Annotated in this window: 6 protein-coding genes; 2 read left to right on the top strand and 4 right to left on the bottom strand. The window is 38.1% G+C overall.

Going from position 1 to position 16525, the window contains the following annotated elements; genetic code table 11:
* Together F6K22_RS09585 and pheT are read right to left on the bottom strand one after the other, a co-directional pair.
* Window positions 1–3835, bottom strand: a 3835-nt coding sequence (locus F6K22_RS09585; protein ID WP_293096382.1) for a response regulator, incomplete at its 3' end; no start/stop codon positions are given.
* Window positions 3836–4930: 1095 nt separating this feature from the next.
* On the bottom strand, window positions 4931–7384 hold the full coding sequence (gene pheT, locus F6K22_RS09580; protein ID WP_293096380.1) for a phenylalanine--tRNA ligase subunit beta: 2454 nt from the start codon (window positions 7382–7384) through the stop codon (window positions 4931–4933).
* A 1305-nt stretch (window positions 7385–8689) separates the two neighbouring features.
* On the opposite strand from pheT, the gene F6K22_RS09575 reads away from it, so the two are divergent.
* The gene (locus F6K22_RS09575) at window positions 8690–10315 is read left to right on the top strand and encodes a serine/threonine-protein kinase (RefSeq protein WP_293096378.1); all 1626 of its coding nucleotides are present in this window, start codon (window positions 8690–8692) and stop codon (window positions 10313–10315) included.
* Window positions 10316–10351: 36 nt separating this feature from the next.
* Window positions 10352–10549, top strand: coding sequence for a hypothetical protein (locus tag F6K22_RS09570; protein WP_293096375.1), 198 nt, complete (start codon window positions 10352–10354; stop codon window positions 10547–10549).
* 78 nt (window positions 10550–10627) lie between these two features.
* Here F6K22_RS09570 and F6K22_RS09565 read toward each other — a convergent pair whose 3' ends face one another.
* Together F6K22_RS09565 and F6K22_RS09560 are read right to left on the bottom strand one after the other, a co-directional pair.
* Window positions 10628–11101: a pentapeptide repeat-containing protein gene (locus tag F6K22_RS09565; RefSeq protein WP_293096372.1), complete on the bottom strand. Its 474-nt coding sequence runs from the start codon at window positions 11099–11101 to the stop codon at window positions 10628–10630.
* 661 nt (window positions 11102–11762) lie between these two features.
* Window positions 11763–15731, bottom strand: coding sequence for a S8 family serine peptidase (locus F6K22_RS09560; RefSeq protein ID WP_293096369.1), 3969 nt, complete (start codon window positions 15729–15731; stop codon window positions 11763–11765).
* Window positions 15732–16525: the final 794 nt, after the last annotated feature.

Here is a 16525-nt window from a genome sequence, read left to right as displayed (position 1 = left end):
CTAATTCTGGCGCAGGTGCTTTTTCCTGCTTAACTATTGTTTCTGTTGCTGGAAAACTGCATTTATTTAAAGCTGTACTCAATGCTTCTCGACGAACTGGTTTACTAATATAGTCATCCATACCAGCACCTAGACATTTTTCACGATCGCCTTCCATAGCATTAGCAGTCATGGCAATAATACAGGGGCGTTTCTCTTTTTCCCATTCAGCACAGATTTGGCGTGTAGCAGTTAAACCATCCATTTCTGGCATTTGTACATCCATCAATACCACATCATAAGACTGACGATATAAAGCTGCTAATACCTCTAAACCATTTGCTGCGATATCAGCTCGATATCCTAAATTTTTCAGAATATTAATTGCCACTTTTTGGTTAACGACATTATCTTCAGCTAAGAGAATTTTCAGAGGTAATATTTCTGCTAATTTGACATCTGATTCACTTTGGGATTTTGGTTTACCATCAACTATATTTCCTTTCATTATTCCTACTAACACTTTCTCAATTTGAGATTGTTTAATTGGCTTATTTAGATAAGTAGTAGCATTTATATTAGCCCTGGTATTTGATAATTCTTGAGCTAAAGAACTCAGAAAAACTATAGGTAACTCCTGACAACTGCCAAGTTTACGAATTTCCCTAGCTAGAGTTATGCCATCCATTCCACGCATTTGTATATCTATAATCGCAAGATCAAATTTCTCTCCTGAGTGTAGTATATTTATCGCTTCATAACCACTACTTACAGCTTGGGAAATCATCCCCAGAGATTCTGATTGAAATGTCAACACTTGCCTATTCGTAGCATTGTCATCAACGATTAACAAATGTTTATTTTGTAATAATTTATGAGTTCCATTTTCCTGCTCAAGACATGAACTATTAGGAATAGCAGGAGATACTATCGTAAAGAAAAAACTCGAACCAACATCTGGTTCAGTCTCTACCCACATTGTTCCTCCCATAATTTCAGTTAACCGTTTGCTGATAGCTAATCCCAATCCCGTGCCACCATAGTAACGAGTTGTAGAAGCATCAACTTGACTAAAAGGCTTAAATAGACGATTCCTCAGATCGCCTGGAATACCAATACCAGTGTCTTTAACCGCGAATTTGATTGTGTAGAAAATAGGACAGGGAGTATTTGGTTGAGTACATTCTGTTTGATTGGGAATGGGGCAATACCGATTTTCAGAAGAGTTGAAGTCTGGGTTTTGAGGTGAAGCAGTAACTGATACAACTACTTCCCCAGTCTCTGTAAACTTAACCCCATTACTGAGAAGATTAACTAATATTTGGCGCAAGCGAGTTATATCTCCAAGTATAACTTCAGGAGTTTGTGGATCTATTAGATAAGCTAGCTCTAACTTTTTCTCGGCAGCTCTTGGCGCTAACAAATCTAGACATTCTTCTATGCAAGTTCGGAGATTAAAAGGTTGTTCCTCTAAGTCTAATTTGCCAGACTCAATTTTGGAGAAATCAAGAATATCATTAATTAAGATCAACAAAGAATCCCCACTATTGCGGATAATTTCCACAAAATCTTGCTGTTGTAGGTTGAGTGGTGTATCTAAGAGTAAACCTGCCATCCCAATGACTGCATTCATGGGAGTACGAATTTCGTGACTCATTGTTGCGAGGAATTCACTCTTGGTTCGATTAGCAATTTCGGCTGCTTCTTTGGCAATTTTCAATTCATCTTCTGCTCGTTTCTTTCCTGTAATATCTGTTATTGTGCCAACAAGACGATATGGTTTATTTTGCTTGTCACGAATACATTTACCTTTAGCAAATATCCATACATAATTCCCATCTCGATGTTTAATTCTATGGGTATTCTCATAAAGTTCTGTTTTTCCTTCTAAATGTGCTTTTACATCTTGAATAAATGCTTCTAAATCATCTGGATGTATATTACCTGACCAAGTAGACAAGATATTGGGAAGTGGGTTGTTTTCATAGCCAATAATTCTCATCCATGTTGGTGAGTAATAAACTTCATTTGTTTGTATATTCCAATCCCAGATACCATCGTTTGTACCTGAGACAGCAAGTTCATAGCGTTCTTCGCGATCGCTTAAAATTGATTCGATCCGACGACGCTGGATAATTTCTGCACTTAAGGCTTCATTTTTTTTGTTTAGTTCTTCAGTTCTTTCTGCAACTCGTTTTTCTAAGGTGGCATTTGTGTGCTTGATTTCTATAAATTTTTCCTGTAGTGCTGCTACCATTAACTGAAAGTTGGCAGTCAGGGTATTAATCTCTGAAATTCTACTCCGTGGGAAATCTGTAGGAACTGATTCTGACAAAAGTTTTTGAGGTAAGTCTGTAGTTACTTGCGTTAGTTTTAACATCGGCGCTACTAATCTTTTACTAACCCAGACTGATGTAATTAATCCTAAGACTGCTATTATTTGCATTGTAGCTAGATTTTTAATGTAGCTCGTATCTAAATATTCAATATAGGGAGCTGTTGCTTGCTTGATATATAAATACCAGGCAATATCTGAAGTTACCTTGACCTTCACTCCATAAAATGATTGTTTCCACCGTTTTATTTCTGCCATTCCTGGTGTTTTTGGTTGCCACTTAAAAATATCTCCATCATAGTAGATATTTCCTGTTTCCAGTAAGTCGAATTTTTCTCGAATACTTACTACTGAATGACTGTCAGCAATTATATAGTTGTCACCATCCACGAGTATTACTTCTATTCCCTTTACTTGGGTATTTAGTTCAATAAATTTACTGACTTGACTTAAGTCTAGAGAACCATAAGCAATTCCCTCAAACCGATCATTTCTGACTACTGGTATTACAATACCAATATGGGGTGTAATAGAAGCTCTATCTCTATGAACATTTGTAATTTCTGGTTCTAATTTTTTTGCCATCTTCCTCAGATTATAGCGATCGGATATGTTTAAGTTAAACATTGATTCTCCAGCTTCATTAAATTCTGGTTGAGCAGCAATTATGTTACCACTAGCATCAGTAACATAAATTTTGAGAAAAGAGGGAAATGTTTTTTTGATTACTGATATACTTTGTTGTAAAGTTGCTTTTGAGCGATCTGGTGCTTGAGTTCCTATTTTTGCTAATTCTGCTATAGCGTTGAGATGTTCTTCATACCAATATTTTAAGTTATTTGCTATAGGTGCTTTTGCAGCCATTAGTTCTTTTTGAATATCGTTTTCAATAGTATCCACTATATGTTGACCATTAAATATGGTGAGTGTTAAAGCTGGAAATAAAATAAATGCCATTAACAAATTAAATATAGTTTTTTGAAATGAAGATTGTTTTTTTTCTCTGGGAAAACCAACGAATTTATGTATTGGTAAATAAGTGATAATTAAGTTAGCAATTAAGGCGTTAAAGAAGCCATTAACTGATTGCTTCAACATAATTAATAGAGTTTGTGTCGTACTTACATCCAATACAAATCGATAAAATAATACCACTAAAGGCATCCCCAGAAAAATCCAGTATATTCCATCTAGCAACACCATATTTTTATAACGCTGCCGATTTAAAATTACTCCGACAAAGGTTGCTTCTAGAGTAAAAATAATAATTGCATAGGGATGATTCCATAAAAAGTATGTATGGCTACTAGCAATCAAGGCCGCTAAAGTGCCCCATCGAATTCCGTAAAGATAAACTACTATTAAGCTTGCTATACTACCGAAGAGAAAATCTACCCCAAAAAACAAATGTATTTTGAAGAAGTTACCTAAGTAACCTAGTATAATTAACAAGATTGGTATCAATATAAATTTAGGATTAGTAATTTTTGGTGATTTGTTTTTTTTATGAAAAAAGTTCATGTTTTTCACCTCTTGTTTTTCAGATATAAAAAATTATCCAATTAATTTTTATTAATTTTAATCAAGAATAATCATCAACTATGTAAAAGCCTGGATATAAACATTATATTATCAAGACTTACACAAAAAATGAAATTATACACCATTTGTAGGGGTTAACGGCCGTTAATCCCTACTATCTGTGGTGGTTATGCGTAAGTCCTGATTATATTTAGGGCTTGCTGATTAAATATAAAAGCATTGAAATATAAAGGTGCCTTTTTGGAACCTTTAAAAAGTGCGCCTGTTTCAGTCTAAAACCCTCAAAAAGTTAGTATTTTAGGCAGACAACAGCAGAAAAATCACTCTGACAATTCTTACTCTTACCTCCTCGCTCCCATACCATTTCTCCTGTCTCCTGTCTCCTGACTCCTGACTCCTAGCCATACCATGCATACTTTTTCAGCAAACCCTATTTAATTCGTTGAATTAGTAATAAAATTATAGTAGTTTTCACAAAGATGGTACACACTCCTAAGAACAAAAACTTTTGTAGGGACGTTCCATGGAACGTCCCTACTTTGGTCTACCTAAGTGAAAACTGCTATAAGAATTTCCGGTAGGGGTTTATATCAAATCAAATCCGCTCGGGTTCGGTAAAAAAATTGGCGTTGGTTAATCGAGCTATGAAATCTAAGGAGCGTGTTATCAGAAACCGGGTTTGTTGGAGACAGATGTCAGTATGTTCAATAATTAATAATTAATAATTAATTATTACCTCTTCTTAAAATAGATAGGATTGGTTAAAAAAGGAAATTTTTTTCTTTTTTCTCCTTGCTCATGAGAGGCTTTAAACCTTTATTTTTCGGTAAGATATCTAATAGACCTCTCCAGAAAAGAGGGAATAGGGAACACTTAACTGGAAGGGGGAGTAATTGATAATTTATGGATAAGAATTGATTTGATTTTTTATTTTTGGAGAAGTCTAATACAAACCCGGTTTCTACACTTGAAAAATCATAGCAAAAATCACCAATAATGCCGAGTTATTTTCCCCTACCTCCCTACTCCCTACTCCCCACTCCCTACTCCCTACTCCCTAATAACTCCAAAATATTAACTTCTGAGATTTACCTTCAGTTTATCAACCAAAGCATCTCTAACTTTTTGCTGTACCGGGTCAACATCCGCATCAGTCAGAGTTCGATCGCTCACCCGATAAACCAACCTAAAAGCTAAACTTCTTTGACCATCGGGTACATTTTCACCCCGATATTCATCAAATAATTCTATAGATTCCAATAACTTACCAGCAGCTTGAGAAATTACCTGTTTAATCTCATTCACAGATACCTCAACTGGTACAAAGAAAGCAATATCTCGGTCTGCTGGAGGGAATGTAGAATAACCACTAAACTTGCGTCTGACAATATTTCCTTGAGTCATTACTGACACCAACACTGCCAAGTCAAGTTGAAAAACATAAACCTCATCTGGCAACTCTCGCTCTTGCCGTAGTTGAGGATGTAGTTGCCCAAAAACACCGATATATTTGCCTTGCAACCATAATGATGCTGTCCGACCTGGATGCAACAGAGAATTTTCGGAGTTTGGTTTGTACTCCACTCTCAAATAGAGTCGTTCAAAAACCTGTTCTAAAATACCTTTAGCTTCAAACCAACTCAGAGGTTGTTCCTTACCTCCCCGCGTCCAACTTTTGACACCATTACTAATAATTCCAGCGATCGCCTCTGCTTCTTGAAATTTTTCTTCCTCTTTCCAGAAAAGACGACCTATCTCAAATCCATTCAATACTCCGTTTCCTTGTTCCAGGTTATATTGAAAAGCATCAATAAGTCCGGTTAGAAGTTCTGTACGGAGAGCAGAATATTCCACAAATAGAGGGTTAGCGATCGCTATTTGATTTTCCCCACCTTGTTTTACCAAAGAATAGTGCATCAATTCTGTTAACCCCGCACCCCGGAAAGCTGCTCGAAGACTACGGAGCGCCAACTGTTCTGGTGGCAAATAACCTGCTGCACCTTTATTTGGTAGAGTTTCACAGAAATTATCGTATCCGTACAAACGTGCAACTTCTTCGATCAAGTCTATTTCTCGTTCTAGGTCTCGATAACGATAGGGAGGTACTGTAACATTCCAAACTACCGCCTCTGTAGTTTCCGTTCTCACCAAACCACATCCTAAAGATGTGAGAATACCTTCAACTTCTTCTGGTTGCAGAAAAGATTCATATAGAGTACCTTCACCCCGTTTCAATGGTCCTAAAATTTCATTAATTCGGTCGAGACGCAAAGATACTTCACGGGTGACAGTTAGATGGTCTCCTGCGGAGCTAAAAGTTTCTTGCTGAGTAACATTTCCCCCAGCGAGTTCTGTAATTAGCATAATTGCTCGACGACAAGCTAATGCTAATTCTGCTTGGTTCACCCCCCGTTCAAATCTTGTGGATGCTTCTGTGCGTAGACCTTGAGTTCGAGCTGAACGACGAATAGCAATGGGAGCAAAAATTGCTGCTTCTAAGAATAGATTTTTGGTATTGTCATCAACTTCTGTTTCTTCTCCACCCATTACTCCTGCTAAAGCAACTGGTTTGTCATTAGCTGTAATTACTAAAGTTTCAGCTTCCAGAGTCCGGTTTTGACTGTCCAGGGTAATCAAAGATTCTTTCGGTTTTCCATAACGAACTCCAATTGTCAAGGACTCATTCCCTGTAATGGCTGTAATTTTGTCTTGGTCAAAGCCATGAAGTGGCTGACCCCACTCTAACAGAATATAGTTAGTAATATCTACCACATTATTGATAGCTCTTATACCAGCAGCTTCTAATCGCTGTTTTAACCATTCTGGTGAAGGACCAATTTTTACTCCTGTGATGACAGTACCAATATAGATGGGGCAAGCTTCCGATTCTGAGATATCTATTTTGAGATTATTCTGGGTGTCTTGATTTGTAATGAGAATCCCAGAAGCATCTGGTATTCTGAGGGATGCTCCAGTTAGGGATGCTACTTCTCGGGCTACGCCGATCATACTCAGGGCATCAGCACGATTTGCCGTTGTTGTCAAGTCTAAAATTACATCATCTAGACCGAGTAAAGGCCCTACATCACTTCCTAACTGGGGATTTTCCAGCTCAAATATATGAATACCTTCAGACTCTTTTGTTAAGCCCAGTTCCGACAAGGAACAAATCATTCCTTCCGAGGGGACTCCCCGGAGTTTACTCTTTTTGATCTTTAAGTCAATGGCAGACAAATAGGCGCCAATGGTAGCTACTGCGACATAAATATCTGCTTTGGCGTTAGAAGCTCCACAGACAATATTTAATGGGTCTGGCTGACCAATGTCCACTTGGCAAACTTTGAGTTTATCAGCATTGGGGTGTTTGTTAGCTTCTAGTATTTTTCCTAATACTACTCCTGCTGACCAAGTGCTTCTATCTTCTATTTCTTCTACCTCAAAACCTGCCATTGTCAGAGTTTCGGCTAAGTCTTCTGGAGTAATTTTGATATCTACCAGTTCCCGCAACCAGTTCAGAGAAATACGCATTCTTTAATAATTCCCAATCTTTAGGCATAGTAGTAGCGTCTCTAGACTAAAATTGTTGGTAAAACCTAACCCCCCAACCCCACAACTATCGCCCTTACCCCACGAGTGAAAGGGGGGAAGACCGAAGGGGGATAATCTCTCCCCTCTCCTTGCAGGAGAGGGGTCGGGGGAGAGGTCTTCCAGGTTGCTGAAACTTACCCACAATAATTGTTGGTAAAACCTAACCCCCCAACCCCACAACTATCCCCCCTTACCCCACGAGTGAAAGGGGGCAGGACCGAAGGGGGAGAATCTCTGGGGGAGAGGTCTTCCAGGTTGCTGAAACTTACCCACAATTTTAGTCTAGACGAGCTAGTAGAGCAAATATGTTGCTCTTGGGCCATATTTATGACCTCAAGTAACATTTTATCTCTCTAATGGTTGGGGTTTTCATGAAGTCAGAAGTCAGAAGTCAGAAGTCAGAAGTTATCCCTGACTAAGTTTGAGCGTTTATAAATGTCCTAAACTATTTGCGTAGTGCTATATAATTTGTTTAGTAATTACGTCATGACAATTTTATCGAATAATGTTATATGCTCTGTGTTTATCAAAATAATTGGGTCGCTTCAATAATTGTTAATTATTAATTATTAATTATTAATTATTAATTATTGAAAAACTCTCTCTCATCAACTCACTACACTCAAGCTGGAAATTCCCAAATGCTTTTGAGTAGCTAAATATTTCTACGGAGTGATAATTTATTAATACTTAATAGTTATGGTTTACTACTATGATAAAAATATATTTGATTGTTATTGTAATGATAACTTGAGGGATAAAATTTAGATCAAACATTCCTCTTAGACAAAATCCGGTTATATAATATATCTTGATAATTCTATAATTACTTCAAGGCTTCAATCCCCACATCTCCCCCAACTATATAATAAGTATTCAACCAGATTTGATATTAAGAGTGGGATTTTAATCAACATTTTTTTGATGTGAGATGTGTTTGGAGAAAAACTATAGAGCAGGATTCACATGATAGATAAGTATAATGTTAATATGACCAGATTAATCAAGTTAACTATCTAAGCAAGCCTGTTGAACAAATGTTTGGCAGATCTATCTCTGATGGGAAAAAAATATATATACTATGACTCAAAAGCAACTGGGAGCTACTCTCAATGTCTGAAATTTTAGGTAATACCTATTGTCTGTGGTCAAATATTTAGGAATTGGCCTTTGTTTAGTAACTTTGTTGTGAATAGATTGGTCGTTTCAAGAAAAAATCAAATTAACTAATATTATTGAATTAAGATGAGCTATTGTATAAATCCAGCCTGTCCTCAACCTCAAAATCCAAATAGTGTTAATAAATGTCAAGCTTGTGGTTCAGAGTTAATTTTGCGCGATCGCTATGAAATTATTCAACCTCTTGGTAAAGGAGGTTTCGGAGCAACTTTTCTGGCTAAGGATATGTCTTTGCCTGGAGATCCAATTTGTGTAATCAAGGAATTACGACCATCTACAACAACAACAAGTGTATTAGAGATGGCTCGAAAATTATTTGAGCGAGAGGCAGAAACTCTGGGAAAAATTGGCCATCATCCCCAAATCCCTAGATTATTAGGTTATTTTGAATGGAAGAAACATTTTCATTTAGTTCAGGAATATGTAAGTGGTTCAACCTTAAAACAGGAAGTCAAAAAACAGGGTCTATTTACAGAAGAACAAGCGAAAAAGTTTATCATTGAAATTTTGCCAGTGATAGATTATATCCACACTCAAGGAGTAATTCACCGGGATATTAAACCTGCGAATATTATCCGGCGAAGTCAAGATGGTCATTTAGTTCTGATTGACTTTGGCGCTGTCAAAGATCATGTTAGCCAAACTCACCTATCAGATAGTACAGGAGAAACTGCTTTTACAAATATATCTATCGGTACTTCAGGTTTTGCACCACCAGAACAAATGGCTTTGCGACCTGTATATGCAAGTGATATTTATGCTTTGGGAGTAACTACTATTTTCCTCCTGACAGGAAAAACACCAAATACTCTTGGTTACGATCAGATTAATGGTGAAATTCTCTGGCGTCCTCAAGTGAATGTTAGCGATCGGTTTGGGGAAGTGTTGGAGAAAATGTTAGAAGTTTCTGTACGACATCGCTTCCAGTCAGCAAAAGAACTTTTAGCAGCTTTGAATACAAAAAAAACTGAGAAAAAACAGGTGCAACCTACTCTAGATGATGCTACCAAGACTTTATTTGGAGATGAACCTACAGTTTTTAATGACAATCAAAATGATGTTTCATGGATGTCTCCGAGCACTCAAGTTGCTCAAAAAATTCGAGAACGCAAAACTCGTTTAGAAAAAAACTCTACAACTCGAGTTCGACCCCATTCTGCTAAGATGAAGCAAGAAGTTACTCAAGGATATTTGACGATAGTACCCCCAAAAAACAAAGCAAGTAATCGAGCAGAATTGGGTAGTAGAAAAATTCCAACTAAATGGACGGCAGCAACGTTGCGTAGTGCTTATGTCAAAGGTAGAAGAGATTTTGCTGATTGTAATTTAAGTCGCTTGAATTTGCGTAATGCTAAGTTGTCTGGAGCTAATTTTTATGGAGCTAATTTACATGAAGCTAATTTAGAAGGTGCAGATTTATCTGATGCTAATCTTGGTCATGTTAATTTAACAGATACTGTGCTTAAAAATGCAAATCTTAATAAAGCTTATTTAAGTACAGCTAGTTTGGCTGGTTGTAACTTGCAAGATGCAGATATGACAAATGCTTATTTGAATGGAGCAAATTTACGGGGTGCTAATTTATGTGGTACTAACTTGACAAATGCAATGGTAAGCGATCGTCAACTAGGTATGGCTAAAACTAACTGGTGGACAATTATGCCCAATGGTAAAAGAGGTTCGGGATTTTAAAATAGTGGGTGTTTAATACTATTATGTAATATAATAGTGGCCGAAAAAATTCCGGTGTTAGTTATGATGCTCGAAAAGTTTTTTTATGCCACAATAATTACGCTATTACTACCTATTTTATTAGGAATTTATCCTTTTTCCCAACCTAAAACTTTGAAGCTTAAGGAAGTGACACAGAGATATAATCCTGTTCAAAGCTATGTTGATAAATTTTCTGTTATTTTTCCAAGTTAATTTATTGAGAGAATTACTCCCATATACCCACGTCAAATGACGTGGGATATTATTAGCAACCTGAGAATTTCTATAAACCTAATGACTTCCTGACCATGTCACCCACTTATGAGATACACCTAAATGAGAGGAGGCTTCACTTAATTCGGCTTGATTAATATTGGCTCCTGTTAAATCTGCGCCACTCATTTCTACCTCATCGAGGGTGGCCCCAATTAAGTCTGCATTGGCGAGGTTAGCACTACGCAGATCGGCTCGTCGCAAATTGGCCCGTCCTAATTTTGCTCCTGTCAGGTCAGCACCAATCAGGTTAACATCACTTAAGTTGGCACTACGCAAGTCTGCATTACTAAGGTCAGCACCCGATAGGTTTGCTTGGCTAAAATCTACTCCATTTAGTTTAGCTTCACTTAAGTCAGCCCCACTCAAATCAGCTTGCTTCAAATTAGCCATTGTCAATTTTGCCCCAAGCAGATTTGCATTGTTGAGGCAAATTCCTCGGAAGTAACGTTTTCCTATAGAGTAGCGACTCAGGAATTTTTGAGCATCCATATTGTTCGACTCCTTTTGATAAAATTCGTTTTCTAAAGATGGTTTATATTTTTAATAGTGGCAGAAGTATAAAAAAATGTAGCACAAACTACATAAAACTTTAAAACTGTGTAAATTTATATGAAGTGAAATTTAGAGAGTTATTGGCAGGTAATATCATGTCTGGTTAAATAGCCGTTAACCCCTTACTATATATGGCGGTTATGCGTAAGTCCTGTTAGTTATAAAAAACTTTCTTCTCTTCTTCCTTCTTCTTCCCTCCTGAGGACTGATATCACATCCGCTTGCTTCGGTGTTATAAGAAACCGGGTTTATGGGAGACAGATTTCAGTATATAGATAGGCATTTCATATAAATTCGGTTTCTCTGCTTTAGTATTCAACTTCCCTCCTGAGGACTGAGGACTGATGACTGATGACTCACAACAGTTATTTATAAGTATTAAACCAGACATCGTATAATATCATGTGCGGTTGAACAGTTATAATTAAAGTTTGTAGTAGGACTTGAGCAAAAAGTATGTATCGGGCTGAGAGCTTTACTACAAACCATATACTTTTTTTGATCGCGCTCTTATCCGGACATGATCTAATAGTTAATTTTTGTAAAAAAAATAGGGTAGACAAATGTTTATTTATCTACCCTACTTTAAATCCTCCTACTATCTGATAATAAAGTCATCAACTTCAAGCAATGCTTGATTACTTAAAGTCGCAAATTGACCACCATCACCAAAACCATCAGCACTACCATTGGTATTGTAGAATAACTGACCATTATTTGTGTTGTAAACAATTACAGCTTCAGAAGTTGCAGCAGCATTATTATCAGTAACAGTCGCAAATTCTACCTCTATATCATTAATAGCTGTAAATGTAGTTCGATCTAAAAGGATTTTATCTCGACCAACAACAAAGTCAGTAATTTCATCCACACCAATATCATCAGAATCAAATTCTTGATTTGTAGCAAAGATGAAACGGTCAATACTCGCTCCACCAGTTAAGACGTCATCTCCACGACCACCATTGAAGCGATCGCGACCTTGACCGCCATTCATTTTATCGTTGCCATCCCCACCAAAGAGATGGTCAAAACCAAGACGACCTTCTAAAACATCGTCACCATCTTGACCATACAGGGAGTCATTACCGCGACTGCCAATAATTGAGTCGTCACCATCATTACCTGCCAGGATATCATTACCAGCAAGTCCAGTAATAGTATCGTTACCAGTACCACCACTGAGTGCTTCTGCTTGAGGAGTACCTGGAATAGACTGGTCTGGGTCAGGAGGAGGAAACGTAACTTCTTCTATGGTTGTGGCGATCGTATTGTTTGATTCGTCAGTTTCAATGACATCATCAAAGATGTTAATCACCATACCAATTTGATAATCTGTGTCCTCATCCCAATCAAACTCATCTTCAGTAGGTAGTAAAATAGTTTGGGTAAACTCGTCGGTACTACTGTTACCAGGCAAATCTTCTATGAAAGTAAAATCAAGGGGCAGGAAGTTTTCCGGTATATCGGTATTATCCTCGGAGAAGTAGAAGTCTCGCAAAACGTCTGCAGCAGTATCTGGGTCAAGATTAGCTTCAGATAAGAAAAAGTCTACATCGAATCCAGTAGCATCATCACTACCATTGTTGTCTACAGAAAAGTCAACATCAATCAACTCACCAGGGCGAACTTCTGGTGAAGTAATTTCCAGTAATTGACTAGATAGGTCGATATCATTCTCAAAAGTGGAGAGAAATACTTCTAGGTTAATATTACCAAATGCACCATCGAACCCATCCACGGCTATGTTGTAAGTTTCGTTTGCCTCTACATCAAAGATAATCTCACTTTGGGCACCAAAATCTACAGTATCATCATTGCTAGCTACTTCAGTTAATTCAGCAAGGGTAGAACCAGTGTAAGCTGCTAGTATGGTGTCAAAGTTACTACCATCAGTGTTGATGGTTACAGTACCAGATTCGGGGGCAGTATAAGTCCACCACAGAGATGCACCACCATCGTTTTCAGCATGAGCTGGTTCTCCTGGTTCGCTAGTAGCAGCCTCGTTTCTGCCTGTGAAAATATTAGTGTCATTTAAAGAAATCCTGTTGGCAAAGTTGTCGTTGGCGAGAAGATCCGTCTGTAACGACAAAGCTAACTCAACATCCCCTGCTGCTCCATCGAACCCATCTACTGCAATTTTATAGTTAGTTCCAGCTTCTACTGCAAACAGGATTTGACTTTGTGTTCCGAATCCACCATCATCATTGCTTGCTACTTCGGTTAATTCCAGGAGGGATGAACCCGTGTAAGCTGCTAAAAGTGTGTCGAAATTGCTATTAAAGGTGTCGATATTCACTAATCCCGATTCGGGTGCTGTCCAATCCCACCAGATGGAACTGCCACCATCGTTTTCTGCATGGTTAGGTTCATCTGATTCTTTGGAAGCATTAACGTTATTAGCAGTTGCGTTAGCAGAAGTACCAGCAAGAGTAGCACTGTCAGCAAAATTATCGTTGGCTATGGGTGTAGTTTGCTGGACTAAATCTAGAACAATATTGCCCTGTTCCCCTGAAAATCCATCGACAGCAATTTTATAATTTGTGCCTTCAACAGCTTCAAAAGTTACTAAACTTTCTAATTCTTGACCACTATCATCGTCACTGGCAACTTCAGTTAGGTCTGAGACAGAATCACCTGTATAAATCGCCAATACAGTATCAAAATCGCTACCATTAGTTGTTATAGTAACTGGGCTAGATGTGGGTGCTGTCCAATTCCACCAAACGGAGCTGCCTCCATTTTCCTCAAGCTCATTTTCAGCATGAAGAGGTTCTCCATCTTCAGTGGTTGCTTCAAAGTTGAAGGCTTCAACGTTAGCAGCAGAACCTGTTAATGGAAGACTGTTGGATAAGTTATCGTTTTCTACATCTGGTACTTCTTGTAAAACGTTGAGGACAATTTCACCTGTCTGATTAGAAACTCCATCTACTGCAAAATGATATGTTGTTCCTTCTACAGCATCAAAAACAATTTCACTTTGAAGATTGTTAGGAGTGCTGTTGTCGTTGCTAGCAATTTCAGTCAAGTCTGAGACGGAATTACCTGTATATGCAGTCAATATAGTATCAAAGTTACTGCCGAAAGTATCTACCGTTACCTGCCCAGAAGTTGGAGCATCCCAACTCCACCAGACAGAGTTATTCTCTTCTTGCTGAGAACCACTAGCTGTTTCTTCAGGTTCAGAAGTTGCCCCTTCGTTTGTGCCGACAGTTCTTGATCTAATTGATCTAATAGAGTTGCTATTTTGGAAATTATCATTTTCGACTCGATCGGGTTCCAGTTCTAATGCAGCAGCCAGGTCAAGTCTGGGTGTGGTAACGTTATTCCGGTGGTCTGTAACTGGTGTGCCACTATCAAGCAACCGTTGCAGAATTTGGTCAGCAGTGTCATTGGGGAAGGCTTCACCCAAGACAGCAACAGCTCCTGCAACATGAGGTGCTGCCTGAGAAGTGCCTTGTTGTCTTACACCTCCAGCAGTGATATACGATCCTGGTGCTAATATATCTAGAAATGGGGCACTGTCGGAAAAAAGTGGTACTCGATCGACGGTTATGTTATCAATAATTTCGCCATCTTCATCTTTAATAGTACCTGTGGAGTCATACACCGCACCAACAGATACTCCACTTTCAATACCTGCAGGGAATCCCAGTCCATCTTTAAAGCCGTCATTCCCAGAAGCCAAAATAGGAATAATTCCTGCCGATCTTGCACTATTAAGTGTTTGAACCCAACGAATATCAATACCCTCAGGAAGTTTTTCTCCATTCGCAGAAATTTCTTCTGTTATCTTGAAGTTCTCGAAACCAAGACTCAGGTTCATGGCCTTAATATTGAACTGATTTTTGTTTTGAATTGACCAGTTAATTGCCTCAAAAACATCTATTTCTTCAAAACTATCTTTATTTCTAAAAACATCCAGTGCCAAAATATCAGCACCTGGTGCAACTCCAGCAACAATCGCACTAACGTTAGTTCCATGTCGTCCCTCATCATCCTCAACACCATCATCAATGCCAAAGTCCCGGGAAAATACTACTCTTCCCTCTAATCCTTCAGCATCTGTTATTGCTCCTGAATCCAAAACAGCAACAGCTGTACCTTCCCCAGTAAATCCGCTTGCTTCTGCTTGTGGTTGATTGATTAAAGGTAGACTTTCTTGTAGCAACGGTTGAAATATTTGGGGAACCGATGCTTGTAAAACATCAGAATTTTCTAACAGTTCCTCCAAAGGTACTTCTGAATCAAATCGAATGAAAGAAATTGGTAGGTGTGAATAATCATCTATAATTTCAAACCCTGCTGGTAAACCAGAAAGTACCTCTGTTTTTAATTCTGTCAGCAATTCAGATTTGTAATCCAGATATACATCGCTACCTGCCTCAAATTCCCCCTGTTGTATTAGGGATTCTACGAGTGCATCTATTTCAGCACTATCAAATGAAACAAGAAGTTCTTGGGATTTTCCATTGGTCAACCCTCCGATCGCATCCTCCGATACTTTCTCGGATATGGGAGTATTAGTATACTTTTGCCCTGAAGTTTTATCTGCAGTTTGATTCATTATTTAGTTAGTTTCCAAAGAAAAAAAAAAGCATGATTTCCAAGAAATCATGCTTTTTTTTATTTGTCAATACGTCATACTAAATCCGGGTTATTAAACCAACTTTTCAAAAAATTCTCTTTAACCATCTCCCGATATCTTCTACACTCCATATTATCATCTGCACAAAAGGGTACTTTATTAACCGGATTTGGTATCCTACCGTTTTGAAGAATCCCCACAATATCAAAGTCCTACTGATATAAAATCCGATTGAACAGTTGTCCGCAGCGACGAAGCGGAAGCAATCTCTTATACCCCTGAGATTGCTTCCTTCCACTCCGTTACAGTCGCTGCGGACGCAGGCTATAGTGATATCCAGATTTGATATGAGAGATACTTCTAAGCACTCAAATATAGCCAATATCGATGGATGAGTATAATTGCTATTGACATATTAGCCACTTCAAATATAGCCAATATCGATAGAATGAGTATTAATTGCTATTGACATATTAGCAACTTCAAGATATAGCAATCCGCCCAGAGGTTGTGAACAATACATCTGTTCAATAATTAATAATTAACAATTAATAATTAATAATTACCTCTTCTTGAAACAGATAGGATTGGCTAAGCGGATTTGATATTATTCAGTCAGGACTTATATAGAATCCGGTTGAACAGTCGTCCGCAGCGACGAAGCGGAAGCAATCTCGCGTCACCCCTGAGATTGCTTCCTTCCACTCCGTTCCAGTCGCTGCGGACGCAAGCTATAGTAATTATTCGGATTCTATATTACACAGAAACGCCAT

It is taken from the genome of Okeania sp. SIO2F4 (assembly GCF_010672385.1).
In the GTDB taxonomy this organism is placed as follows: Bacteria; Cyanobacteriota; Cyanobacteriia; order Cyanobacteriales; family Microcoleaceae; genus Trichodesmium.
This window is presented reverse-complemented; position numbering and strand designations above follow the sequence as displayed.